The organism is Bradyrhizobium tropiciagri (assembly GCF_018130545.1).
Lineage (GTDB): Bacteria > Pseudomonadota > Alphaproteobacteria > Rhizobiales > Xanthobacteraceae > Bradyrhizobium > Bradyrhizobium tropiciagri_A.
Genome location: NZ_JAFCKF010000015.1, coordinates 81,193 through 103,103, shown reverse-complemented (window position 1 = coordinate 103,103; position 21,911 = coordinate 81,193). Strand labels below are relative to the sequence as shown.

At 64.1% G+C, this 21,911-nt stretch carries 23 protein-coding genes and 1 pseudogene; 14 read left to right on the top strand and 10 right to left on the bottom strand.

Annotation, left to right across the window (positions count from 1 at the left end):
• The 4 genes and pseudogenes from JQ616_RS39590 to JQ616_RS38695 all read left to right on the top strand — a co-directional run.
• Positions 1–95 (top strand): annotated as a pseudogene (locus JQ616_RS39590) (chemotaxis protein CheW); the annotation flags it as partial.
• A gap of 63 nt (positions 96–158) precedes the next feature.
• Complete coding sequence (locus JQ616_RS38705) at positions 159–524, top strand: response regulator (RefSeq protein ID WP_018273268.1); 366 nt, start codon at positions 159–161, stop codon at positions 522–524.
• Between the two features lie 75 nt (positions 525–599).
• Complete coding sequence (locus tag JQ616_RS38700; protein ID WP_212023437.1) at positions 600–1,766, top strand: protein-glutamate methylesterase/protein-glutamine glutaminase; 1,167 nt, start codon at positions 600–602, stop codon at positions 1,764–1,766.
• Positions 1,763–2,635 (top strand): CheR family methyltransferase, encoded by an 873-nt coding sequence (locus tag JQ616_RS38695; RefSeq protein WP_212023436.1) that lies wholly within the window; start codon positions 1,763–1,765, stop codon positions 2,633–2,635. Before JQ616_RS38700 ends, JQ616_RS38695 begins: the two co-directional genes overlap by 4 nt.
• Before the next feature lie 158 nt (positions 2,636–2,793).
• Here the strand turns inward: JQ616_RS38695 and JQ616_RS38690 are convergent, their stop codons facing one another.
• The 4 genes from JQ616_RS38690 to JQ616_RS38675 form a co-directional block, all read right to left on the bottom strand.
• Positions 2,794–3,951 carry a glutathionylspermidine synthase family protein gene (locus JQ616_RS38690; RefSeq protein ID WP_212023435.1) on the bottom strand — a complete coding sequence of 386 codons (1,158 nt, stop codon included), beginning with the start codon at positions 3,949–3,951 and terminating at the stop codon, positions 2,794–2,796.
• 38 nt (positions 3,952–3,989) lie between these two features.
• Positions 3,990–4,208 carry a hypothetical protein gene (locus JQ616_RS38685; protein ID WP_212023434.1) on the bottom strand — a complete coding sequence of 73 codons (219 nt, stop codon included), beginning with the start codon at positions 4,206–4,208 and terminating at the stop codon, positions 3,990–3,992.
• Positions 4,209–4,340: 132 nt separating this feature from the next.
• Positions 4,341–4,784, bottom strand: coding sequence for a hypothetical protein (locus JQ616_RS38680; protein WP_212023433.1), 444 nt, complete (start codon positions 4,782–4,784; stop codon positions 4,341–4,343).
• A gap of 16 nt (positions 4,785–4,800) precedes the next feature.
• Positions 4,801–5,205, bottom strand: coding sequence for a DUF350 domain-containing protein (locus JQ616_RS38675; RefSeq protein WP_074132099.1), 405 nt, complete (start codon positions 5,203–5,205; stop codon positions 4,801–4,803).
• A 211-nt stretch (positions 5,206–5,416) separates the two neighbouring features.
• On the opposite strand from JQ616_RS38675, the gene JQ616_RS38670 reads away from it, so the two are divergent.
• Genes JQ616_RS38670 through JQ616_RS38660 form a run of 3 tightly spaced genes read left to right on the top strand, consistent with a single transcriptional unit; the run spans position 5,417 to position 8,466 of the window.
• On the top strand, positions 5,417–5,674 hold the full coding sequence (locus JQ616_RS38670; protein WP_212023431.1) for a hypothetical protein: 258 nt from the start codon (positions 5,417–5,419) through the stop codon (positions 5,672–5,674).
• A 19-nt stretch (positions 5,675–5,693) separates the two neighbouring features.
• The gene (locus JQ616_RS38665; protein ID WP_212023430.1) at positions 5,694–6,881 is read left to right on the top strand and encodes a hypothetical protein; all 1,188 of its coding nucleotides are present in this window, start codon (positions 5,694–5,696) and stop codon (positions 6,879–6,881) included.
• Between the two features lie 10 nt (positions 6,882–6,891).
• The gene (locus JQ616_RS38660) at positions 6,892–8,466 is read left to right on the top strand and encodes a S53 family peptidase (protein WP_212023429.1); all 1,575 of its coding nucleotides are present in this window, start codon (positions 6,892–6,894) and stop codon (positions 8,464–8,466) included.
• A gap of 63 nt (positions 8,467–8,529) precedes the next feature.
• On the opposite strand, the gene ctrA is transcribed toward JQ616_RS38660, so the two are convergent.
• Positions 8,530–9,231, bottom strand: coding sequence for a response regulator transcription factor CtrA (ctrA, locus tag JQ616_RS38655; protein ID WP_016848562.1), 702 nt, complete (start codon positions 9,229–9,231; stop codon positions 8,530–8,532).
• A 367-nt stretch (positions 9,232–9,598) separates the two neighbouring features.
• On the opposite strand from ctrA, the gene fliI reads away from it, so the two are divergent.
• The 4 genes from fliI (at position 9,599) to JQ616_RS38635 (ending at position 13,170) form a co-directional block, all read left to right on the top strand.
• Positions 9,599–10,924 carry a flagellar protein export ATPase FliI gene (gene fliI, locus JQ616_RS38650; protein ID WP_212023428.1) on the top strand — a complete coding sequence of 442 codons (1,326 nt, stop codon included), beginning with the start codon at positions 9,599–9,601 and terminating at the stop codon, positions 10,922–10,924.
• 105 nt (positions 10,925–11,029) lie between these two features.
• The gene (gene fliJ, locus JQ616_RS38645) at positions 11,030–11,449 is read left to right on the top strand and encodes a flagellar export protein FliJ (RefSeq protein WP_212023427.1); all 420 of its coding nucleotides are present in this window, start codon (positions 11,030–11,032) and stop codon (positions 11,447–11,449) included.
• 200 nt (positions 11,450–11,649) lie between these two features.
• Entirely contained in the window at positions 11,650–12,195 is a 546-nt protein-coding gene (locus JQ616_RS38640) for a sigma-70 family RNA polymerase sigma factor (protein ID WP_212023426.1), read from the top strand.
• A 3-nt stretch (positions 12,196–12,198) separates the two neighbouring features.
• Positions 12,199–13,170, top strand: a complete 972-nt coding sequence (locus tag JQ616_RS38635) for an anti-sigma factor (protein WP_212023425.1) — start codon at positions 12,199–12,201, stop codon at positions 13,168–13,170.
• A gap of 343 nt (positions 13,171–13,513) precedes the next feature.
• Here JQ616_RS38635 and JQ616_RS38630 read toward each other — a convergent pair whose 3' ends face one another.
• The 4 genes from JQ616_RS38630 to JQ616_RS38615 all read right to left on the bottom strand — a co-directional run bounded on the left by JQ616_RS38630 (position 13,514) and on the right by JQ616_RS38615 (position 17,080).
• The gene (locus tag JQ616_RS38630) at positions 13,514–13,714 is read right to left on the bottom strand and encodes a hypothetical protein (RefSeq protein WP_212023424.1); all 201 of its coding nucleotides are present in this window, start codon (positions 13,712–13,714) and stop codon (positions 13,514–13,516) included.
• Between the two features lie 319 nt (positions 13,715–14,033).
• Positions 14,034–16,166, bottom strand: coding sequence for a flagellar biosynthesis protein FlhA (flhA, locus tag JQ616_RS38625; protein ID WP_212023423.1), 2,133 nt, complete (start codon positions 16,164–16,166; stop codon positions 14,034–14,036).
• Positions 16,167–16,468: 302 nt separating this feature from the next.
• Positions 16,469–16,765 carry a hypothetical protein gene (locus tag JQ616_RS38620; RefSeq protein ID WP_212023422.1) on the bottom strand — a complete coding sequence of 99 codons (297 nt, stop codon included), beginning with the start codon at positions 16,763–16,765 and terminating at the stop codon, positions 16,469–16,471.
• Between the two features lie 105 nt (positions 16,766–16,870).
• Complete coding sequence (locus tag JQ616_RS38615; RefSeq protein ID WP_212023421.1) at positions 16,871–17,080, bottom strand: hypothetical protein; 210 nt, start codon at positions 17,078–17,080, stop codon at positions 16,871–16,873.
• A gap of 271 nt (positions 17,081–17,351) precedes the next feature.
• On the opposite strand from JQ616_RS38615, the gene JQ616_RS38610 reads away from it, so the two are divergent.
• Positions 17,352–17,795: a hypothetical protein gene (locus JQ616_RS38610; RefSeq protein ID WP_212023420.1), complete on the top strand. Its 444-nt coding sequence runs from the start codon at positions 17,352–17,354 to the stop codon at positions 17,793–17,795.
• A 185-nt stretch (positions 17,796–17,980) separates the two neighbouring features.
• Positions 17,981–19,138: an MFS transporter gene (locus JQ616_RS38605; protein WP_433996042.1), complete on the top strand. Its 1,158-nt coding sequence runs from the start codon at positions 17,981–17,983 to the stop codon at positions 19,136–19,138.
• Between the two features lie 78 nt (positions 19,139–19,216).
• Here JQ616_RS38605 and JQ616_RS38600 read toward each other — a convergent pair whose 3' ends face one another.
• Positions 19,217–19,708, bottom strand: coding sequence for a MarR family winged helix-turn-helix transcriptional regulator (locus tag JQ616_RS38600; protein ID WP_212023418.1), 492 nt, complete (start codon positions 19,706–19,708; stop codon positions 19,217–19,219).
• A 313-nt stretch (positions 19,709–20,021) separates the two neighbouring features.
• On the opposite strand from JQ616_RS38600, the gene JQ616_RS38595 reads away from it, so the two are divergent.
• Positions 20,022–21,581, top strand: a complete 1,560-nt coding sequence (locus JQ616_RS38595; protein WP_212023417.1) for a porin — start codon at positions 20,022–20,024, stop codon at positions 21,579–21,581.
• Positions 21,582–21,911 lie beyond the last annotated feature (330 nt).

The window sequence follows — 21,911 nt, the reverse complement described above, 5'->3', positions numbered from 1 at the left end:
TCGCCGGCGGCGTCCACCGCCTCGACGGCCAGCTCATGGTCGTCCTCGATATCGATCGCGTGCTCGAACTGGTGCCCGACGCCAAAGCGGCGTGAGACGGGCCGATAGAACTGAAGAACTGAAACATCCCACCGGGGATGAGGAAGTAGAGGTCGCAGATGAGAACATGTCTTGTAGTCGATGACTCAAGCGTCATTCGCAAGGTCGCCCGCCGTATCCTGGAGGGGCTCGATTTCCAGATCGTCGAAGCCGAGGACGGTGCCAAGGCACTCGAAGCCTGCAAGCGCGCGATGCCGGAAGCCGTGCTGCTCGACTGGAACATGCCGGTCATGGACGGCTACGAGTTTCTCGGCAATCTCCGCCGCATGCCCGGCGGCGATCAGCCCAAGGTCGTGTTCTGCACCACCGAGAATGACGTCGCGCATATCGCCCGCGCGTTGCATGCCGGTGCCAACGAATACATCATGAAGCCGTTCGACCGGGACATCGTCACCGCGAAGTTCCAGGAAGTCGGGCTCATTTAAGTCTACGTTCGATCCGGCGGCAGAAGCCTTCGGCTCAACGGTTGTTGTGCGTCGTGTTGCGTCGCTGGTGAAGTCATGAGTGTTGCGTTGACAAGTTCTGCGGTCCCGACATCGACCCGTACCGACAAGGTGCGGGTGATGGTGGTCGACGATTCCGTGGTGATCCGCGGGATGATCTCGCGCTGGATCGGTGCCGAGCCCGACATGGAGGTCGTGGCTTCGCTGCGCACCGGCCTCGACGCCGTCAACCAGCTCGAGCGCATCAATCCCGATGTCGCGGTGCTCGATATCGAGATGCCCGACCTCGACGGCATCTCGGCGCTGCCGCAGCTGTTGGCGAAGAAGCGCGATCTCGTCGTCATCATGGCGTCCACGCTGACCCGCCGCAACGCGGAGATCAGCCTGAAGGCGCTGTCGCTCGGCGCCTCCGATTACATTCCGAAGCCGGAGAGCACGCGCGAGGCCACCGCGGCGGAAACCTTCCGCCACGACCTGATCCAGAAGATCCGTCATCTCGGCGCCAAGGCGCGGCACAGCACCGTGCACACCACGGCAAGCCCGCCGCTCGCGCCCGCTCACGACAAAGCGCGGGCGATGGCGCCCGCCGCCGCGCATGCCGCGCCGGCCCCAATCGCGCGCCGTTCGTTTGGCCTGCTGGCGCCGAAGGTGCTGCTGATCGGCTCTTCCACCGGCGGCCCGCAGGCGCTGATGTCGCTGGTCGCGGAGATCGGTTCGGTGATCGACCGTGTCCCGGTGCTGATCACCCAGCACATGCCGCCGACCTTCACCACCATTCTTGCCGAGCATCTGGCGCGCGCCAGCAAGCGGCCGGCGCATGAGGCTGTTGACGGCGAGAGCATCAAGCCGGGCCAGATCTATCTGGCGCCGGGCGGACGCCACATGCGCATCGCCCGCCACGGCATCGATGCGGTGATCGCGCTCGACGACGGGCCGCCGGTCAATTTCTGCAAGCCCGCGGTCGATCCGATGTTCACCTCCGCGATCGATGTCTGGGCTGGCAGCATTATGTCGGTGATCCTGACCGGCATGGGTTCCGACGGCATGCGCGGCGGCAAGGATATCGTCGCCGCCGGCGGCAGCGTGATCGCCCAGGACGAGGCGACCAGCGTGGTCTGGGGCATGCCTGGTGCTGCGGTCAACGCCGGCATCTGCGCCGCGGTACTGCCGCTCAATCAGATCGCACCGAAGCTTGTTCGCGTGTTTGCGGGAGACCGTTCGTGACGCCGCTGGACTATGAGTATCTGCGTAAGCTGCTGAAAGAGCGTTCCGGCCTCGATCTGTCCGCCGACAAGCAATATCTCGTCGAGAGCCGCCTGCTGCCCCTGGCGCGCCGGTCGAACCTCGCCGGCATTCCCGAGCTTGTGCAGCGGCTGAAGGGCGGCGCCGCGGCGCTGACGTCGGAGGTGGTCGAAGCGATGACCACCAACGAGACCTTCTTCTTTCGCGACAAGATTCCGTTCGACCATCTGAAGGACGCCGTGCTGCCGGCACTTGCGCAGGCCCGCGCCGCGCGCCGCAGCCTACGCATTTGGTGTGCGGCGTCGTCGACCGGGCAGGAGCCCTATTCGATCGCGATGCTGCTGAAGGAGATGACCGCACTGTTCGCCGGCTGGCGCATCGAGATCGTCGCCACCGACCTGTCGCAGGCGGTGCTGGAAAAGTCCAAGGCCGGACTGTTCAGCCAGTTCGAGGTGCAGCGCGGCCTGCCGATCCAGCTGCTGGTGAAGAATTTCGTTCAGCAGGGCGAGCTCTGGCAGCTCAACGCCGACATCCGCGGCATGGTGCAGCACCGCAAGCTCAATCTGCTTGAGGACATCTCGCATCTCGGCACCTTCGACGTGATCTTCTGCCGCAACGTGCTGATCTATTTCGATCAGCGCACCAAGGCCGCGATCTTCGGCAAGATCGCAAGGATGCTCGAGCCCGACGGCGTGCTGGCGCTCGGCGCGGCGGAATCCGTCGTCGGCATCACGACCCTGTTCAAGCCCTATCCCGACCGGCGTGGGCTCTACCAGCCGAGCATTGTCCCGGTCGCACGCGCCGGCGCCGCGGTTCATGTGTTGAAGGCGGTCGCGTCTGCGGCGCGGTGATCCTACTTTTTCGAGGATAGTTCCGCTCTCACACCGTCACCCTGAGGAGCCGCGAAGCGGCGTCTCGAAGGGTCGACGGCCACGAGCCGGGCCGTGCATCCTTCGAGGCTCGCAAGAGCTCGCACCTCAGGATGACGGGCAGGATACAGTGCTCGTCACTACAAAATCGCGTGCGGCAGGAAGCGCGAGGTGTTGCCGGTGATCGGGTTCTCGTCTTCGCGGATCGAGAGCCCGCACGGTGTGTGATCGACCAGCCAGCTGCCGAGCACGGGGTACTGGCCCGAGAAATTCGGCAGCGGCGCCAGGGCCTGGCGGATGAAGCCTTCGGCGCCGTAGGGACCTTGCTCCGCCACCAGCGTGATGCCGGCGCTGACGAGTTCGACATTGGCGCCCTCGCGCGAATAGATCGGCTTGCGCACGAATGAGGTGCCGAGCTGCGCGGCCTGCGGGTCGTCCTCGAAATAGGCCGGCAGCAGGTTGGGATGGTTTGGGAACATCTCCCACAACAACGGCAGGATGCCCTTGTTGGACAGGATCGCTTTCCACGGCGGCTCGATCCACTGCGTCGGCGCGGAGCCGAGGTTCTTGCCGAACGCGTCGTGAAACATCCATTCCCACGGATAGAGCTTGAAGGCGAGCCTGATCGGGATTTCGTCGAGGTCGACGAACTGATTGTCGCTGCGCAGCCCGATCTCTTCGATATCGAGCAGGGTGGTCTTCAGCCCGGCCTGCGCCGCGGTGTCCTCGAGATAGGCAAGCGTGCCGGCATCCTCGGCATTGCCGGTCAGTCCGGTGAGATGCAGCGGATGGTTGGCGCCGATCGTCTTCCAGGTCTCGATCAGCCGCTCGTGGATCGAGTTGAATTGGTCAGCGCGCTTCGGGATGATGTTGCGTGCGATCGCCTGTTCGAGCCAGGTCCATTGAAACACCGCAGCCTCGAAGATCGAGGTCGGCGTGTCGGCATTGTATTCGAGCAGCTTGGCCGGGCCGCTGCCGCTGAATTTGAGGTCGAGCCGGCCGTACAGGCTCGGGTCCTTTCGGCGCCAGCTCGCCGCGATCAAATCCCAGAACGCTTGCGGTATTTTCAACCGGCGCAGGTATTGTTCATCCTTGACCGCGCGTCCGGCGAGCTCGAGGCACATCGCATCGATCTCGCCGGTCGGCGCCTCGATATCGCGCTCGATCTCGTCGAGCGTGAAGGCATAATAGGCGCGCTCGTCCCAGTAACGTTCGCCGTCGATGGTGTGGAAGGTGAAGCCGGCGTTCTCGGCGGTGGTCTGCCAATCGTCGCGTTCGGGGCATGCGATGCGTTGCATGAGGGGACCGTGATGTTCGGATAGGCGTCAGCCTGGTGTCAACCGCCACCATGCTGGTGACCGTGTTCGCCAAAGTGAGCGATGTTGCGCGGCGCGCCGCCGAAGCCGCCGGCGGGGAACACTTGCTCGGGCTTCTTCTTGCGCCCGTGCGCTGCATGGCGGTGACTGCGGGCCTGGCCCGGAGCCAAGCCCATCGACGCTGCGCCGATCGCGACGCTTCCCATCAATTTCAGCCAGACGCGGCGCGAGCGTTTCATGGACGCAAACCTTGTCTCTTGTCTTGCTTGTTGCGTTGCCTTTTGCCCTGCCGATTGCGGAGCCGCGCCGAGTGTCCATCAGCTCCGATCGCCGGGCAAGCCAAAGCGCGTGCCGACACGGCAAAGTGCGCATCAGCCGCCGCCGAAGCCGAACGCATGCGCGAACGAGCCGAAGCCGCCGCGGCTCACCGACGAGCTTGACGACGAATTCGAAGACGAACTCGACGAGGACGAAGAGCCGCCCGACGGGTTGCCGCCACTGTAGAAGCTGCTGCGCGACGAGCTGCCGCCGCCGCCGCCCGATCCGGACGATGAACTGCGCGACGTGCAATCGGCGCCGGGTTGCACGGCGGCCGGCGCGGTGACGCGCGGTGCGGTCACGCCGGGTGGCGTCGGCTGCACGGGTTGGCAATTCTGCCGCGGCATCAGCGCATAGGCGCTGCCGCCGACCGCGAGCGTGCCCATCAGCAGCAGCGCGACATGGTTGGAGCGCTTGGACGGCGGATCCGGCCGCGGCGACACCGCCGGCACGACCGGCCGCCGCTTGCCGAATTCCGGGTTGGGTTTGCGCGCCATGGTTTGACTCAATGGCTCAGTAGATCATGCAGGCCGCGTTCAGCGCGCCTGCCGCCAGCGAGGACAGCCCGAGCCAGATCGCCGCCGCCATTTCGCCGGAGGCGATCCGCGCCGACAGGTTCGGCACCGGGATCTTCACGATGTAATAGACGATGATCTGCACGATCAGCGCGATGATGCTCCAGATCAGGCAGTCGATCACGTTGGCCGAGTGGGCGATGGCGCTGACCACCGGCAGCACGAAGCCGAGCAGGCTCAAGCCCAGCGCAATCGCCGCCGCGGAATCATTGTCGCGGATCAGCTGGAATTCGTCGTGCGGCGTGACGCGCGTGTAGACGAACAAATAGGCGACCACGGCAATCAGCGCCGTGCAGAAATAGACCAGGAACGCCGGCAGGCCGGCGAGCGATTGCAGGATCATGTGATGCGCCCGAATTGCCCTAGATCGCCATCCTATAGCTGATTGGTCGCAGTTCGCGAAGCTTCGGTTCGATGTGACCTGTGGGCTGCGGTGGACATCGGCGGAAAAATTGCTGCGCGGCGGTGTGAGCCGCTTCACAGCGGTCCCCGCGATGGTCGTCTATACGATATGCAACCAGAAGTGCATGTCGCGAATGGGCACGGTGATCGCCATGACGACCAGCTTTGGCAACGACATTCTGCCGATGTTTCGACCGGGCGACATCGCCTGCATGGCGGCGAAGGGCGTTCGGCTCGGCGACGCCGACTGGATGGGCGATCCGGCCGGCAATGACGACTTTGCCGATCACGCCAATGCACGCCGCGTCTTCGCCGCGCTGTCGTCCGGCTTCATGCCGCCCGGGCACCGCTGGTCGCAGGACTCGCTCGATATCTATGCGAGCTGGATAGGGGACGGATTCCAACCTTGAACCCGCTTGGAGAGCAAAGATGCGAAGGTCGATCGACACGCTGCTCGTCTGTGGTCTGTTGCTGCTTCCCGCCTTGCCGGCCGCGGCGCAATCGCCGCCGAACCCTGCGATGACCGCGCCGGACCAAGTGGCATGGCAATTGTTCATCCAGGCCAACACCCGCGCCGGCGGCAGCAATTCGACGTTCGAGACCTGGGCGAGCGACACCGATCTGTTCCAGCCCAATCCGCAGTTTCCGGCGGCCGCGACACCTCCGGCGCTGCGCCCGCCGATCCTGCCGCAAGTGGCGCGAGAAGGCGTGCAGCAGAGCGGCGGATTGCTGCCAGCACTGCCGCCCGGCGCCGGGCAGGGCCAGATGGAGGAAGCGCGTCACAACAAGGCGACGTTTGACTTCATCGTCCAGAACAATCTCTACAAGCGATCAGGTCTGAAGGCCGCATTCGGTAAGGAGTTGCAGTTTCCGGTCGACTCGGTCGAGGTGAAGGGCAATTGGATGCCGGTCAGCGCCATCCCGCAATTCACCAACAACAAGGTGACGCTGGCGCAGGTGCCGCAACTCTATCACGTCAACAGCGCGGACGGTGTGCAATACGCGCTGGTCTCGATGCATGTGATCAGCAAGCAGGTGCCGAACTGGACCTGGGCGACGTTCGAGCACCGCTTCAATCCAGCGCGCTGTGACATCATCGGCTGCCGCGATAATTTCGGCGCGCAGACCGCGTTCGTGCCGTCGAACCGCGTCGCCGGCCAGGGTTATCCGGATTGCGTGAAGACATCAGCGCTGACAGCGATGCTGTCGAGCGCGGATATCGATCCCGTCTACAGCAACTACTGCCTGAAGGGATCCCAGACCGATTTCACCGACAATGTCGGGCTAGACGTCAGGGTCGGCAATTCCGTCACCGAAGAAGGCTTCGTCGCGACGTCGTCCTGCATCACCTGCCACGGCCGCGCGGTCTTCAAGGCCGACGGGACGCCCACGTCGCAGGCGGGATTCCTGTCGTTCGGCCCCAATGGCCCGATCGGTCCGCTCGGGTCGCTGCTGCCGGAATGGTACTGGAAGTTCTCGGGCCAGCCGCCGATCTTCGAGGGCAAGCCGGGCCTCACGCGCATTGCAACCTCGGCAGACTTCGTCTGGTCGATCCCGTTCTGCGCCTACGACGATACGCAAAATCCAGTGCAGCCGACGCCATGCGGCGGCAAGTGAGATCGCACTGATGGCGGGCTCGCGCGAGCGCAGGATTCCGCTTGCCGGCAGCAACCGCGCCGCGCCTGACGGTGCGACGCTGGTCGGCGATGTCGATCCCGATGAGCGGATCTCGATCGTGGTCTATGTGAAGCGGCGCTCCCCGGACGCGTTTCAGCCGGGCAGCGCCGGTGATCTGGCCCGGCTCGCCAAGCCGGTCACCCGGCAGCAGCTTGCGACGCAGCGCCATCGCAGCCATGCCCCCGCCATCGCCCGCATCGTGCGGTTGGCGAAACAGCGGGGGCTGACCGTCGGCCGCAGCGATCCGCTCGCGCGCACGGTCGAACTGCAAGGCACCGCCCGGCAGATGGCCGAGATCTTCGGCGCGACGCTTCGCATTTATCGCGATGGCGTGCGCGAGTTTCGTGCGCGCGTCGGCGGCCTGACCACGCCTGCCGAGATCGCGCCATGGACCCGCGCCATCCTCGGCTTCGATCAGCGGCCGCTGCGGACCAAGCCGCCGCTGATGCGGGCCCAGGCCGACACCGGGAGCGGCAGCGGGCTGTGGCCGACCGACATCGCGGCTCGCTACGGCATTCCGCTGGATCGCGACGTGTCGTCGACCTGCGTCGGCATCGTCGCGCTCGGCGGCGGCTATCTCGAGAGCGATCTCGCGACGGCGCTGGCCGGCATGAACCGGCAGCCCCCTGACGTCGTCAACATGCCGCAGACCGGCAATGACGGCGGTCTCGGCAGCAACGATGTCGCCGATCAGGAGCTTGCGCTCGATCTGCAGGTGCTTGCCGGGCTGCTGCCGAAGGCCAAGATCGTGGTCTACTTCGCCGAGAACTCAGCCGCCGGTCTCACCGACGCGATCCATCAAGCGGTATTCGACGACGTGCATGCGCCGCAGGTGATCTCGGTGAGCTGGGGCAGCGCCGAGAAATTCTGGACCGAGCCGGGGCGCGACGCGATGCAGGCCGTGCTGGCCGATGCGGCGCGATTGCGCGTCAGCGTGCTGTTCGCCAGCGGCGATCAGCTTGCGACCAGCGGCCTGACCGACGGCAAGCTCCATGTCTGGTTTCCCGCTTCGAGCCCCTATGCGACAAGCTGCGGCGGCACGCAGCCCGGGCCTGCCGCAGGCGCGACGGAGGCGGTCTGGAATGCGGGTGCGATCGGCACCGGTGGCGGCATCAGCGACGCCTATCCCGTTCCCGACTATCAATCGCATGTGACGCTGCCGACATCGCAGAACGACGGCGCGATCCGCCGCGGCGTCCCTGACGTCGCCTGCGCCGCAGCGGCGAACCCGGGCTATCGCATTATCGTCAACGGACAAGCGATGGCGATGAGTGGAACCAGCGCCGCGACACCGCTATGGGCCGCGCTGGTGGCGATCGCGGTCGCCGCGCGCGGCGAGCAGATCGGTATGCTCAACGCAGCGCTTTATGCCAACCCCGGCGCCTTCCGTACGGTCCAGCAGGGCAACAACCGCGTCGGCGGCAAGGGCTACGATGCCGGCCCCGGCTGGAGCGCCTGCACCGGGCTCGGCGTCCCGAAGGGGGCGGATCTTCTCGCCATCCTGAGCGCGATCCCGGTGGCGTGACATCCCCAAAAACAAAAACCCCGCCATTTGCGGCGGGGTTGAGGAGGTTTGCTGCAGAAAGCGTCAGGCGGGAATGCGCTCGTCGGCCTCGTGCGGCTCGCGCAGCACGTAGCCGCGGCCCCACACGGTCTCGATGAAGTTGCGGCCCTCGGAGGCGTTGGCGAGCTTCTTGCGGAGCTTGCAGATGAAGACGTCGATGATCTTCAGCTCCGGCTCATCCATACCGCCGTAGAGGTGATTGAGGAACATTTCCTTGGTGAGCGTGGTGCCCTTGCGGAGCGAGAGCAGCTCCAGCATCTGGTATTCCTTGCCCGTGAGGTGCACGCGCTGGCCGCCGACCTCGACCGTCTTGGTGTCGAGATTGACCACCAGGTCGCCGGTCTGGATGACCGACTGGGCGTGACCCTTGGAGCGGCGCACGATCGCGTGGATGCGGGCAACCAGCTCGTCCTTGTGGAAGGGCTTGGTCATGTAGTCGTCGGCGCCGACGCCGAGACCCTTGACCTTGTCCTCGATGCCGGCGAGGCCGGAGAGGATCAGAATGGGAGTCTTGATTTTCGAGACCCGGAGCTGCTTGAGCACGTCGTAGCCGGACATGTCGGGCAGATTGAGGTCGAGCAGGATGATGTCGTAGTCGTAAAGCTTGCCGAGATCGACACCTTCTTCACCGAGGTCCGTCGTATAGACGTTGAAACTCTCGGATTTGAGCATCAATTCGATCGACTGCGCGACGGCGCTATCATCTTCAATTAGCAAAACGCGCATGCCAGTCCCCTATAGTCGCCGCTCCGGGCGTCAGGTCGGCCGCACTTGCGGCACTCACAAAACGCCTTTGAACAACTGATTCGGATCCTGACGAGATATGGTTAACAAAAACTGATTCCTCGACGCAAGCTCTAACCGTGCAATTTTTGTCGAATCGCCCTAAGATATTGCGTAGAAGAAGCTTTTCCTAACCGCGCTCGTTCAGTTTCCACATTAAGAGCCGGGCCTAACCGACTCTCGCGACTCGCCCTTCTTCTGATGGGCAAGCGACCTCAGTCACCAAAGACAGTGACGCAATGATTAATGATGCGGGTAAACACGAAGTTAAGCGGCCGGAGCAAAATCGTGGAAACTTAAGGTTTTCGCAATGAAGGCGCTCGCGGAGCAGATTGGCGACATCGACGGCGTCAATATTTATGGCCGTGTGGTCGGCGTCCGCGGCCTCATGGTCGAGATCGCAGGCCCCATCCATGCGATGTCGGTCGGCGCCCGCATTGTGATCGATGTCGGCGCGGGCCGCTTCATCCCGGCCGAGGTGATCGGCTTCTCCGGCGAGAACGCGGTGGTGATGCCGTTCGGCGGTCTCGAGGGCGTCAGGCGCGGTTGCCGCGCCGTCATCGCCAATGCGGCGAGCCAGGTGCGGCCGTCGCCGGCCTGGCTCGGCCGCGTCGTCAACGCGATGGGCGAGCCGATCGACGGCAAGGGCCCGCTGGTGCAGGGCGCCTCGCCGATGTCCTACCGCAACTCGCCGCCGCCGGCGCATTCGCGCAAGCGGGTCGGGCCGCCGCTCGATCTCGGCGTGCGCGGCCTCAACACCTTTCTTACCTGCTGCCGCGGCCAGCGGCTCGGCATCTTCGCCGGCTCCGGCGTCGGCAAGTCGGTGCTGCTCTCGATGCTGGCACGCAATGTCGATGCCGCGATCTCGGTGATCGGGCTGATCGGCGAACGCGGCCGCGAAGTGCAGGAATTCCTCCAGGAGGATCTCGGCGAGGAGGGGCTGGCGCGCTCGGTCGTGGTGGTCGCGACCTCGGACGAACCGGCGCTGATGCGGCGCCAGGCGGCGTATCTGACGCTCGCCATCGCGGAGTATTTCCGCGACGAGGATCAGGACGTGCTGTGCCTGATGGACTCGGTGACGCGTTTTGCGATGGCACAGCGCGAGATCGGGCTCTCGGCGGGCGAGCCGCCGACCGCCAAGGGCTACACGCCGACCGTGTTCACCGAGCTGCCGAAGCTCCTGGAGCGGGCAGGGCCGGGCACCGGCAATGGCACCATCACCGCGATCTTCACGGTGCTGGTTGACGGCGACGATCACAATGAGCCGATCGCGGACGCGGTGCGCGGCATCCTCGACGGCCATATCGTGATGCAGCGGGCGATCGCCGAGCGCGGCCGCTATCCAGCCGTCAACATCCTGAAGTCGGTCTCGCGTACCATGCCGAAGTCGGCCGATCCCAACTTCCTGCCCTTCATCAACAAGGCGCGGCAGGTGATGGCGACCTACGCCGACATGGAGGAACTGATCCGGCTCGGCGCCTACCGGCCGGGTTCCAGCCCCGAGGTCGACGAGGCGATCCGGCTGCATGAGCCGCTCGAGGCGTTCCTGCGCCAGGCCAAGGAGGAGGCGACCAGCCTTGGCGACGGCTACCGGCAACTCGCTCAAATCCTGTCGGGTTTGGAAACGGAACGCTAACTTTGTCAGGCCATCATCTCCGGACCATAGCTATGCCGGCGGGGCCCAGCGGGGAGCCGGCTCTGTCCCGCGTTCAGATTTGGGACTTCTGGGGAGTATGAGTCGATGAAGTCACGTGAAACGCTGATCCGCCTGAAGAAATTTCAGGTCGATGAAAAGCGCCGCCGGGTTACCCAGATCGAAGGCATGATCGCCGACTTCCAGCGCATGTCCGTCGAACTCGAGCGCGAGATCCAGACCGAGCAGGACCGTGCCGGGATCAACGATCCCACGCACTTCGCCTATCCCACCTATGCCAAGGCTGCGATCCAGCGCCGGGAAAACCTGACCCGCTCAGCCGACGAACTGCGCGCCCAGCTCGACGACGCCAAGGCGCTGTTGTCGGAGGCGTTCGAGGAATTGAAGAAGGTCGAACTGCTCGACGAGCGCGACCAGGCGCGCGAACGCGCGGAGGAGAGCGCCCGCGAGCAAGCCGACATGGATTCGATCGGCCTGATGCGGGCCCGTCTCGGCGTCATCGCCTGAAACGTCGCTCCCTCCGCTGACCAGATTGCGAGCCCGGGCCGATCGCCCGGGCTTTTTGCTGGGCGCTGTCCACAAGCCGGCCACTTGTCAGCCACTTGGCGGATCGTGCTGTCCCAAAATATGCTACCACCGGTCCAGACCATGATCGGCAGCACGGGTGGCAAGGAAGCGATGGGGGATGCAGGCTTGGGGGGCGCTAAATGCTGACGCCGGCTGAGCTGGTCTGGCTGATCGCCGCCGTCGCCAAGGGGGATGAGGCCGCCTTCGAGCGGCTGTACGCCGCGACCCGCGCGAAACTCTTCGGTGTCGTGCTCCGTATCTTGCGGCGTCAGGACCTCGCCGAGGAGGTCATTCAGGAGGCTTACGTCAAGATCTGGAACAGCGCCGGGCAGTTCAACCCGGCCCTGTCTTCCCCGATCACGTGGATGACGTCGATCGCGCGCAACCGCGCCATCGACGTGGTGCGCAAGCGTAGCGAGTCCTCGTTGGAGGAAGAGCCGGCTGCGATGGAGGTTGCCGCCGACTCGCCCGATCCGCTGGCGCGGCGGGAAATGACGGAAGAGTTGAAGCGATTGCTGGAGTGCGTCGGTCGTTTGGAGGCTGATCGTCAGAAGCTCGTGCTGCTCGCCTATTACAACGGTTGGAGCCGCGAGCAGCTCGCCGCAAAGTTCGAGACACCGGTGAACACGGTGAAGACCTGGCTGCGCCGCAGCCTGATGGATATCCGGGAGTGTCTTGGACTCTGATTGATGGCCACTAGCGAAGACCATATCGCGCTCGCCGCGGAATATGCGCTCGGTACCCTCGATGCCGATGAGCGCACGCAGGTCGAGACCATGATGGCCGTCGACAGCGAATTCGCCGCGCTCGTGCAGGCCTGGGAATTCAGGCTCGGGCCGCTGAACCAGATGGTCGGCCTGGTCGAGCCGCGTCCGGTGGTCTGGGAGAACATCAAGGCGGCGCTCGGTCACGGCGCGCCGCAGGCGCCGCTGGTGCTGCCCGAGACGCCGGCGGCGACGACAGCGCCGCCGCCGCTCGCCGATGATTCCGAATTCGGCTCGGCGTTCGATCCGGAGCCTGCTCGGCCGTCAGAAATCCCGCAGCCGGCCGAGATCCGGCGGCCACCAATCCAGCCACGTTTTGGCGTCAACGACAGCACCAACATGATCGCGCTTGCGAGCCGCGTGAAGCGCTGGCGCGGCATCGCGTCGGCTGCGACCGCGATGGCGGCTGCGCTGCTGGTGACGCTTGGTCTGCAGATCTACAAGCCCGACGCTCTGCCGAATGCGATCCGGCCGAAGCCGCGGATCCAGACCGTGGAAGTGAAGACGCCGGCGCCGGCACTCACGCCGTCGGCGCAATATGTCGCGCTGTTGCAGGGACCGAATGGCGGGCCCGCTTTCATCATGACCATCGACGGCGCGACCAAGAATTTCACCGTCCGCAAGGTCGGCGCCGCGTCGGAGCCCGGCAAGAGCTTTGAGCTCTGGCTGATCTCCGACAAGCTGCCGCAGCCGCGCTCGCTCGGCGTGATCGGCGCTGATGATTTCACCGCGCGTCCGGTGCTGTCGGGCTACGATCCCGATGTGATCAACGGCGCCACTTACGCGGTGACGGTGGAGCAGGCCGGCGGTTCGCCGAACGGCCAGCCGACCTCGGCGCCGATCTTCACCGGCAAGCTGATCGAGACCGTGCCGCCTGCGTCGAACACGCCGCGATAGCCGGCTCGCCTTATCGTCGAAGAGTGTCGGAAACCTCGTCATTGCGAGGAGCGGAGCGACGAAGCAATCCATCCTACCGCACATGCGCGAAATGGATTGCTTCGCGAAGCCTGTCATCCGGCGGCACTTCGCGCCGACCGGGTGGCTCGCAATGACGTGGAGAGAGCTGTGCCCGCGTCAATCCGCTCCAGTGTTGAATCCACCACCCGCACAAAAAAGAAAACGCCCGTGGGGAGCGGGCGTTTTCGATAGTCAACTTGGGGGTAGTTGGGGGTCTTAAATATCCACGTAGCGACTTTGGGGGGCTGTAAAGAACACCACGTGAATTCGTGAAACTCTCCTGTTAGCGGACCAGCGAGGTGCCCGAGCTCGTGATTGCGACCGGCTTGCCGGCCTTCATGACACGTGCGGTCTGGGTGTAACCCTCGTCCGACGAATTGTGCGCCGAGATGCCGAAACCAGCGACCATGATACCGGCGACCAAGGCCACGACCACAATCTTCAGGTGCGTCGTACGATCAGCGCTGTAGATCGAGTGGTTCATGGAAGTCTCCTGCCGCCTTCCTGCTCTCAGTAAATCTGTCGGGTCGTGCTGTTGTCCGGTTCAACGTCTCGTGCCCAGCTAACGTAGGATTTGCCGATTCCGTTCCCTAGAGGGCATCACAAGGGCGTGATGAGACGTGATCGGTCGCGATCAAAAATGACCTTTTGGTAATCCGGATTGCATTAAAGCTTTTTAATATCAGTGTCTTGGGCTTGCGCTGGAATGTTGCATTCCAGATAGGGCCGTTCCGGCCGGTTCCACATAAATCAGTTGCCTGTGGCGAGAAAACACAGGCGAAAACGCAAATGATTTGCGGTCGCTAGACGCTGCCGACCGTCTTCAGCCGGGCTCGCGGATGGATCTCGGCCTGCGACAGGACAGTGGTCTGCGAGCGGAACCGTTCCACCAGTGAGCGAACGAACGGCCGGATCGCGGCCGACGTCACCAGCACCGGCGCCTCGCCTTCGCGTGCCGCCTGTTCGAAGGCATTGCGCACGGCGGTCATGAACTCCGACAGTTTCGACGGCTGCATCGCCAGGCTGCGGTCGTCGCCCTGGCCCACGATCGACTCTGCGAACGCCTGCTCCCAGCGCGCCGACAGCGCGATCAGCGGCAGATAGCCGTTCGGCGAGGTGTTCTGGGCGCAGATCTGCCGCGCCAGCCGGGCCCGGACATGCTCGACCATGGTGGCCGGGTTGCGCGAGAACGCCAGCGCGTCGGCGATGCCCTCGAGGATGGTCGAAAGGTCGCGGATCGAGATCCGTTCGGCGAGCAGCAATTGCAGCACGCGCTGGATGCCCGACACCGTGACCTGGCTAGGCACGATGTCCTTGATCAGCTCGCCTTGCTCCTTCGGCAGGTCCTTCAGGAGCTTCTGCACTTCGCCGTAGGACAACAGGTCTGCCATGTTGGTCTTGAGCAGCTCGGTCAGATGGGTCGACAGCACGGTCGCGGCGTCGACCACGGTGTAGCCCTTCAGCGCGGCTTCTTCCTTCAGGCCGGCATCGACCCAGGTCGCGGGCAGGCCGAAAGTCGGCTCCATGGTGTGGATGCCGGGCAGCTGCACCTGGTTGCCGGCCGGGTCCATGACCATGAACTGGCTCGGCCAGATCTTGCCGGTGCCGGCGTCGACTTCCTTGATCTTGATGACGTAGCTGTTGGCCTCGAGCTGGACGTTGTCGAGGATACGCACTGCCGGCATCACAAAACCCATCTCGATCGCAAGCGAGCGGCGCAGCGCCTTGATCTGCTCGGTGAGGCGATCGGTGCCGTCGGGACCGTTGACCAGCGGCAGCAGCGCATAGCCGAGCTCGATCTTGAGGTCGTCGATCTTCAGCGCGGCGGCGATCGGCTCTTCCGCGGCGGCAGCGGCGGCGGCTGCGGCCGCAGCCGGGGCTGCTGCTGCGGCCGTTTCGGCAGCCTTCGCCGCCCGCTTCTGGTTGCGCGCGTTCCAGGCCAGCACCGCGGCGCCGGAGCCCAGCGCCATGAACGGCAGCGTCGGAATGCCCGGCAGCAGCGCCAGCACCAGCATCACGCCGGCCGACATGCCGAGCGCCTGCGGATAGCCGGAGAGCTGGCGCATCAGCGCCTTGTCGGCGGCGCCGGTGATGCCGGCCTTGGAGACCAAGAGGCCGGCCGCGGTCGAGACGATCAGCGCCGGCACCTGGGTGACGAGGCCGTCGCCGACCGTCAGCACGGTGTAGGTGCGGGCGGCTTCGCTGAAGGAAAGGCCCTGCTGGGCGACGCCGATGATGATGCCGCCGACGATATTGATGCCGACGATCAAGAGGCCGGCGATGGCGTCGCCGCGGACGAATTTCGAGGCACCGTCCATCGCGCCGAAGAAGCCGCTTTCGTCCTCCAGCGCCTTGCGGCGTTCCTTGGCGGCCTTCTCGTCGATCAGTCCGGCGGACAGGTCGGCGTCGATCGCCATCTGCTTGCCGGGCATCGAGTCCAATTGGAAGCGCGCCGCGACTTCGGCGATACGGCCCGAACCCTTGGTGATGACCACGAAGTTCACGATTACCAGGATCGCGAACACGATGATGCCGATCACGAAGTTGCCGCCCATCACGAAATTGCCGAACGCCTCGATGACGTGGCCGGCAGCGGCCGTGCCCTCGTGACCATGGCTCAGGATCAGCCGGGTCGAGGCCATGTTCAGCGACAGCCGCATCATGGTCGAGATCAGCAGGATGGTCGGAAACGACGAGAATTCTAGCGGCGCCTGGATGAACAGCGAGGTCATCAGGATCAGGATCGAGATCGTGATCGAGACCGCCAGGAACAGGTCGAGCACGATCGAGGGCAGCGGCAGGATCAGCACCACCAGGATGGTGAGAACGCCGAGCGCCAGCGCGAGATCGCCGCGCTTGAGGATGTCGGTGATCTCGCCGAAGCTCGGCAATCCGCTCTTGCCAGCCGTGCCCTGACCCGCCGTGACGTCGACCATGGTAGCCGCTCTCCCCCGCGACTGGCGGCCGCGGCCGCCAAGCGTCTGCGCGACGGCCGCAGGGCCGCCGTTCCGAAAGTGAGGCACCGCGCTGGCGTTCACGGGGATCTCCGCCCGTTAGACGCGTTCGACGACACTCGACTTCACTCGGCAATTCTTGCCGGGTGTATGGTTAGCAAAGGGTTAATAAGTGCCGTCCGAGGGGCGCACGGGAGGTCGCAGGCGTCCGGACACATGAATTCTGGGCCGGAAAGGGCGGGGCGGGCCGTCCAGCTGGTCCCCGGGGGCCGGGGTCGCGGCCTCTATCTCAAGGCGCCGAGCACGACGCCCGATGCGGCGATGATGCCGAGCGTGATGACGCTGGCGCGCCACAGCAATTGGCGCCGGGCGGCGCGCCGGTCGTGGAAGGCCAGCCAGTCATGGACAAAGCCCACAGGGATATCGAACACCACTGTCGACTTGTTGCGGCGGTGCGTCTCATGCTCGCAATACATCGTCCGAACGACCGGCACGCCCAGCCGTTCGAGCTCGCAATGCCACTCCCAGGCATGCTTGCCGTTGGTCCAGCGATTTTCAAATGGGATCACGTGTGATTCCATGACGAGCCTCCTGGCCCACCCTTGAACCTCACGTGGCAATTCTAGCGCAATCCAGGGACGGGTGCGAGGTCGGCGGTGGCCGTCTCGGGCCGGTTCATGACGGTGCTAGTTGGCGGCCTGCATCCATTTGCGCCAATGCGTCGGCTGGATGTCGAGATGCCTGCTGCCGGCATGGTCGACCCACTCGGCGCCGTCCCGGTGGCACGGGAATATCAGCGCATGCACCATGCCATCATAGTCGAGGACACAGACCTCAAGCTCCCGGTCCGATGGCGCCGACGCAACGGGTAACCACTCTGCTGACGACGAATGCATGACGATCCTCCGACGATGAGCGCTTCGGTCCTTTGCTACCTTGCGAGCTGCGCGCCATCCGGGGGGATGATAGGTCCGGACGGCGAGCCGCCAATGTGAACCGGCTCGCATTGTAGCAGATTTCCTCGTCAGCATGGATCACGGTCCGACGGCCGATATTCCCGGTCGATCGGGCAGGCTGTGATCCCTGCGGTGCACAACGCGGATTGAACTTTCGCGGCGCAGCTTCTGACCAAACGCCAACGACGCAACTCAGCCACCAGAGGCATCTATGTCGAATCGGTCAGGACGAACCGTCACGGCAGGTCTTGCTGTCGCAATTGCGCTGCTCTCGGCGCCGGCATCGGCAGCGACGCTGCCGGACGACCGGACCTGGCTGATCCGCATGATCTCCTGCAAGGGTAACGGCGTTCTGATGGAGGTCTATTTGCCGCAATCGACCGTGTTCGCGCCGCACGGCGGCATGGCTGCGGGCAAGACAGCGGACGGCTTCTACACGCTCGATCTGACCGAGCTCAACAAGGGCAAGGGTCTCGAGCCGGTGCATGTGACGATGAGCGCGGACAAGAAGTTCGTCACCGTCGACCAGTACACGCGCGGCTTGCCGTCGACCCGCATCCCGGTCGGCGGCGGCACCGTGGATTTCGATCAGCGGTTCGGCATCGGTGCGAAGTGCGGCGCGTTCCAGGCGCAGGATCCGAACTACGGCAATTGAGGTGCTTCACGCATTGGTGAGCTCGGTGCGTCCCCTTGCTGCTGCATGCCTAATCTCTCGGCAACGCGCTTGACCTTGAGGCAAATGCCGACGAAGTTCCGCGTGCCGTGGTAATTTCTTCTGAATATTCCCCTGTAGCCGCAACGTTCATTCCCGACTCGCGCCGGGCGTGGCTACGCCTTGTCGTGGCCGTGGTGATCGGCTCTCTCGGCAGCGTCGGCATGTGGTCGGTGGTGGTGGCGCTGCCGGCGGTGCAGAGCGACTTCGGCGCCACCCGCGGCACGGCCTCGCTCGCCTTCACCATGGTGATGCTCGGCTTCGGCATCGGCCAGGTTGTGACTGGCAAGATCAGCGATCGCTATGGCATCGTCACAGCGATCGGCGCCGGGATCGGCATTCTTGGCCTCGGTTACATCGGTGCCGGTTACGCCCCGTCGATCTGGACCTTCATCCTGCTGCATTTCGCGATCGGCCTGTCGTCGGCGGCGACCTTCGGCCCGCTGATGGCGGAGGCCTCGCACTGGTTCGAGCGCTACCGCGGTCTCGCGGTCGCGATCGCCGCGAGCGGCAACTATGTCGGCGGCACGGTCTGGCCGCCGCTGGTCAATTTCGGGATCCAGAGCATCGGCTGGCGCACCACCCATATCGCGATCGGTATCTTCACCGCGGTCGCGATGACGCTCGCGCTCATGGTGCTGCGTGTGTTGATGGGGGCGGCGACGCGGCGCAGCCATGTCAACGCGCCGCCGCCGCGGGTCGACCTCAGGCTTTCCACCAACGCGCTGACCGCGATCCTGTCGCTGGCGTCGATCTCCTGCTGCGTGGCGATGTCGATGCCGCAGGTGCATATCGTCGCCTATTGCGGCGATCTCGGCTACGGCGTGGCACGCGGCGCCGAGATGCTGTCGCTGATGCTCGGCTTCGGCATCATCAGCCGGATCGGCTCCGGCTTCCTCGCCGATCGGATCGGCGGCATCCGCACGCTCCTGATCGGCTCGATCGCGCAGGGTGCGGCGCTGCTGTTCTACCTGTTCTTCGACAGCCTGACCTCGCTCTACGTCATCTCGGCGATGTTCGGCCTGTTCCAGGGCGGCATCGTGCCGAGCTATGCCATCATCGTGCGCGAGGCGATGCCGGCCTCGGAGGCCGCAACCCGGATCGGCATCGTGATCTTCGCTTCGGTGTTCGGCATGTCCTTTGGCGGCTGGATCTCGGGCGTGATCTTCGACGCCACCGGCTCCTATGCCGCGGCCTTCGCCAATGGCCTCGCCTGGAACCTGCTCAATGTCAGCATCATCCTGCTGCTCCTGATGCGGGCGCGGCAGCGGCTGGCATTGGCATGATCCGGAAAAGTGCACAGCGGTTTTCCGAGAAGATCATGCCCGAGCAAGGGACGTGATCCGGAAAAGTGCGAAGAGCGGTTAGAGATCGACCGAGATTTTCGCGATCGCTTTTTCCAGGCGATTCTTGATCGAATCCATCTTGCCCGTCAGTTGCAGCAATTCACGTAGATCGAGATCGGCATAGACGAACTCGTTCATCTCCTTGCGCTGCGAGGACAGGTTCGCCATCTGCTTCTTGGCGTGCTCGGTCAGCGACAGGTTCACGACCCGGGCATCCTCGGTCGAGCTCTTGCGACGCAGCAGATTCTTCTTTTCGAGCAGTTTCGACTGCGTCACCACGAACGACTGATCGACGCGCAGCGCCCGCGACACCGCGCCGACGGGCAGGCCGACATTGCGGTCCTCGGCATTCGCCAGCACGGTCATGATCATCCATTGCGGGCCGGTGATTCCGATCATCTTGGCCCAGATGCTGCGCAATTCCTCGAGGCGCATGCTGGTCGAGACGATCTCCCAAGCCAGTCGCTCGGCCGCGTCCTGCAGTTTGTCGGTCGATCTGCGCTCGGTCATGACCACCCTTAACAAAAATTCATCTTCACAGATATCGAGAGATTTTTGAAGGCGGCCAGACAAAAATGTTGGTTGATGCGTTGCCCTAATGACACATGGGGGCGCAAACATAGAATGACTAACTAATATAAGTTGAATATGTGACTGCCCAATTGCATTGTTCCTCATCGTAGATGGGGGGCATCCACCATCTCACGCCTGCAGTGGCCGAGTTGACCACGAGCATCTTGAAAATGGCTGCGCGGCAGCGGTTTTCGGGAACGGGAACTTTTGTCGCTTTGCCAGCAGTGCAAGGCATCACTTGGAGGATAGCATGAAGATCGTTAAGGGCCTTTTGTTGGGCTCGGTGGCAACTCTCGTCGCAAGCAGCGGCGCCATGGCGGCCGACCTTCCGGTCAAGGCCAAGGCAGTTGAGTACGTGAAGGTCTGCTCGCTCTATGGTCCGGGCTTCTACTTCATCCCCGGCACCGACACCTGCATCAAGCTGGGCGGCTACCTGCGCGTCGACGTCCTGGCCAACACCAATTCGGACCACACCGGCAACTACGGTGGTGCGGGCGGTGCACAGAACCGCTTCACCAACGGCTACACCTGGCGCTCGCGTGAAGACCTGAACGTCGACACCCGCACCGCGACCGAGTACGGCGTGGTCCGTACCTTCTTCGACGCGACCTTCAGCTGGACCTCGGACAGCTACGGCGCTGGCGCCGCTGCCGGTTCGACGGTTTACTCGCCGATCGGAACGTCGGCTGCCCCCAACAACGCCAGCTCCGGTACGGTCGCCAACGGTACGGTTGGTGTCTACTACGCCTTCATCCAGTTCGCCGGCTTCACCATCGGTAAGGCGGTCTCGCAGTTCTCGACGCCGTGGGCCAACTATCCGGGCAACAACTTCGACGGTCTCGTCGGCGGCGGCGGCACGATCACTGGTGTGAACCAGTTCACCTACACCGCGCAGTTCGGCAATGGCGTGTCGCTGGCATTGTCGGCTCAGGATCAGTCGGCCTACACCCAGGCCGGCGTGCAGAATCTCGGCGCGCTCGGTACCGGCGCTCTCGGTGTCTACGGCGCGAGCGACTATGCCGGCACGATTGCTCCGGATCTGATCGCGACACTCCGCGTCGACCAGGCCTGGGGTCTGTTCCAGGCGTCGTTCGCGGCGCATGACAACCACGCGGCCTACTACGGCGGCACCGAGTTGACCGGTCATCCGGACGACAAGTGGGGCTGGGCGGGTCAGTTGGCCTTGTCGATCAAGAACATCCCGACCGGACCCGGCGACACCATCAACGTCCAGGGCGTCTATACCAACGGCGCGACGCGCTACAACATCCAGGATCTCTCGGGTGCCGGCGCGTTCACCTACTTCGGCAACACCAGCGTTCCCGGTGCCTATCAGAGCATCGGCTTCGGCATCGCGCCGGACAGCGTGTTTGTCACCGGCGGCTCGCAGCAGCTGATCACGACCTACGGCGTGCGTGGTGCGTACGTGCACAACTGGAACCCGAACTGGAACACCAGCATCTACGGTGCCTGGGCCCAGGTTAACTACAACAGCACCGCGAAGGGCTACATCTGCGGTCCGGGCGGAACGGGTGTGGGCGGATCGTTCGGTATCCTGATCGGCGCCACCTCGAACCTGACTTCGTGCAACCCCGATTACAGCATTGCCCAGATCGGCACGCAGACCCAGTGGACCCCGGTGAAGAACCTGACCTTCTCGGCCGACTTCACCTACACCCACCTGGATCAGAACTACGCGGGCACGATCACCTACCCGGGTAGCGCCTCGATCGGCAAGCCGGCTGCTGTCTACTCGCTCAGCAACCAGGATACCTACATGCTGCTGCTCCGCGCGCAGCGCAACTGGTAAGGCCCGGTTGATCCGGACTTGATCGCCAAGCAAAGCCTCGACGGGAAACTGTCGAGGCTTTGATTTTTGGAAGAGGTTTTGATTTTGAAAGAAGAGTCTGTTGTATGATTTACTAACATTAGTCTATCATGTACAAACTAGGCGTCGGTTGCTCTGCCGACCATGACGAGGAGATAAAGACTTCTTCATGAACTAGCCTCCAAAACCTCCGGCAATGCCCTGCCGGAGGTTTTTCATTTGAACGATCCGATTGCGCGTTTCAGGAAAGCGCACCGATCCCGCGGCGCAAGGCTGTTGCGCCGCCGCGGCGCACGTACTCGTGAAGTCCGG

What these genes read in the sequence shown, in the direction of transcription:
- JQ616_RS38620 (WP_212023422.1), bottom strand. Translation starts at nt 16,765, where the DNA reads ATGGAATCACACGTGATCCCATTTGAAAATCGCTGGACCAACGGCAAG.
- JQ616_RS38630 (WP_212023424.1), bottom strand. Translation starts at nt 13,714, where the DNA reads ATGAACCACTCGATCTACAGCGCTGATCGTACGACGCACCTGAAGATT.
- JQ616_RS38670 (WP_212023431.1), top strand. Translation starts at nt 5,417, where the DNA reads ATGACGACCAGCTTTGGCAACGACATTCTGCCGATGTTTCGACCGGGC.
- JQ616_RS38700 (WP_212023437.1), top strand. Translation starts at nt 600, where the DNA reads ATGAGTGTTGCGTTGACAAGTTCTGCGGTCCCGACATCGACCCGTACC.
- JQ616_RS38690 (WP_212023435.1), bottom strand. Translation starts at nt 3,951, where the DNA reads ATGCAACGCATCGCATGCCCCGAACGCGACGATTGGCAGACCACCGCC.
- JQ616_RS38635 (WP_212023425.1), top strand. Translation starts at nt 12,199, where the DNA reads ATGGCCACTAGCGAAGACCATATCGCGCTCGCCGCGGAATATGCGCTC.
- JQ616_RS38705 (WP_018273268.1), top strand. Translation starts at nt 159, where the DNA reads ATGAGAACATGTCTTGTAGTCGATGACTCAAGCGTCATTCGCAAGGTC.
- JQ616_RS38680 (WP_212023433.1), bottom strand. Translation starts at nt 4,784, where the DNA reads ATGGCGCGCAAACCCAACCCGGAATTCGGCAAGCGGCGGCCGGTCGTG.
- JQ616_RS38615 (WP_212023421.1), bottom strand. Translation starts at nt 17,080, where the DNA reads ATGCATTCGTCGTCAGCAGAGTGGTTACCCGTTGCGTCGGCGCCATCG.
- JQ616_RS38665 (WP_212023430.1), top strand. Translation starts at nt 5,694, where the DNA reads ATGCGAAGGTCGATCGACACGCTGCTCGTCTGTGGTCTGTTGCTGCTT.
- JQ616_RS38600 (WP_212023418.1), bottom strand. Translation starts at nt 19,708, where the DNA reads ATGACCGAGCGCAGATCGACCGACAAACTGCAGGACGCGGCCGAGCGA.
- JQ616_RS38610 (WP_212023420.1), top strand. Translation starts at nt 17,352, where the DNA reads ATGTCGAATCGGTCAGGACGAACCGTCACGGCAGGTCTTGCTGTCGCA.
- flhA (WP_212023423.1), bottom strand. Translation starts at nt 16,166, where the DNA reads ATGGTCGACGTCACGGCGGGTCAGGGCACGGCTGGCAAGAGCGGATTG.
- fliJ (WP_212023427.1), top strand. Translation starts at nt 11,030, where the DNA reads ATGAAGTCACGTGAAACGCTGATCCGCCTGAAGAAATTTCAGGTCGAT.
- JQ616_RS38675 (WP_074132099.1), bottom strand. Translation starts at nt 5,205, where the DNA reads ATGATCCTGCAATCGCTCGCCGGCCTGCCGGCGTTCCTGGTCTATTTC.
- JQ616_RS38685 (WP_212023434.1), bottom strand. Translation starts at nt 4,208, where the DNA reads ATGAAACGCTCGCGCCGCGTCTGGCTGAAATTGATGGGAAGCGTCGCG.
- ctrA (WP_016848562.1), bottom strand. Translation starts at nt 9,231, where the DNA reads ATGCGCGTTTTGCTAATTGAAGATGATAGCGCCGTCGCGCAGTCGATC.
- JQ616_RS38660 (WP_212023429.1), top strand. Translation starts at nt 6,892, where the DNA reads ATGGCGGGCTCGCGCGAGCGCAGGATTCCGCTTGCCGGCAGCAACCGC.
- JQ616_RS38595 (WP_212023417.1), top strand. Translation starts at nt 20,022, where the DNA reads ATGAAGATCGTTAAGGGCCTTTTGTTGGGCTCGGTGGCAACTCTCGTC.
- JQ616_RS38640 (WP_212023426.1), top strand. Translation starts at nt 11,650, where the DNA reads ATGCTGACGCCGGCTGAGCTGGTCTGGCTGATCGCCGCCGTCGCCAAG.
- fliI (WP_212023428.1), top strand. Translation starts at nt 9,599, where the DNA reads ATGAAGGCGCTCGCGGAGCAGATTGGCGACATCGACGGCGTCAATATT.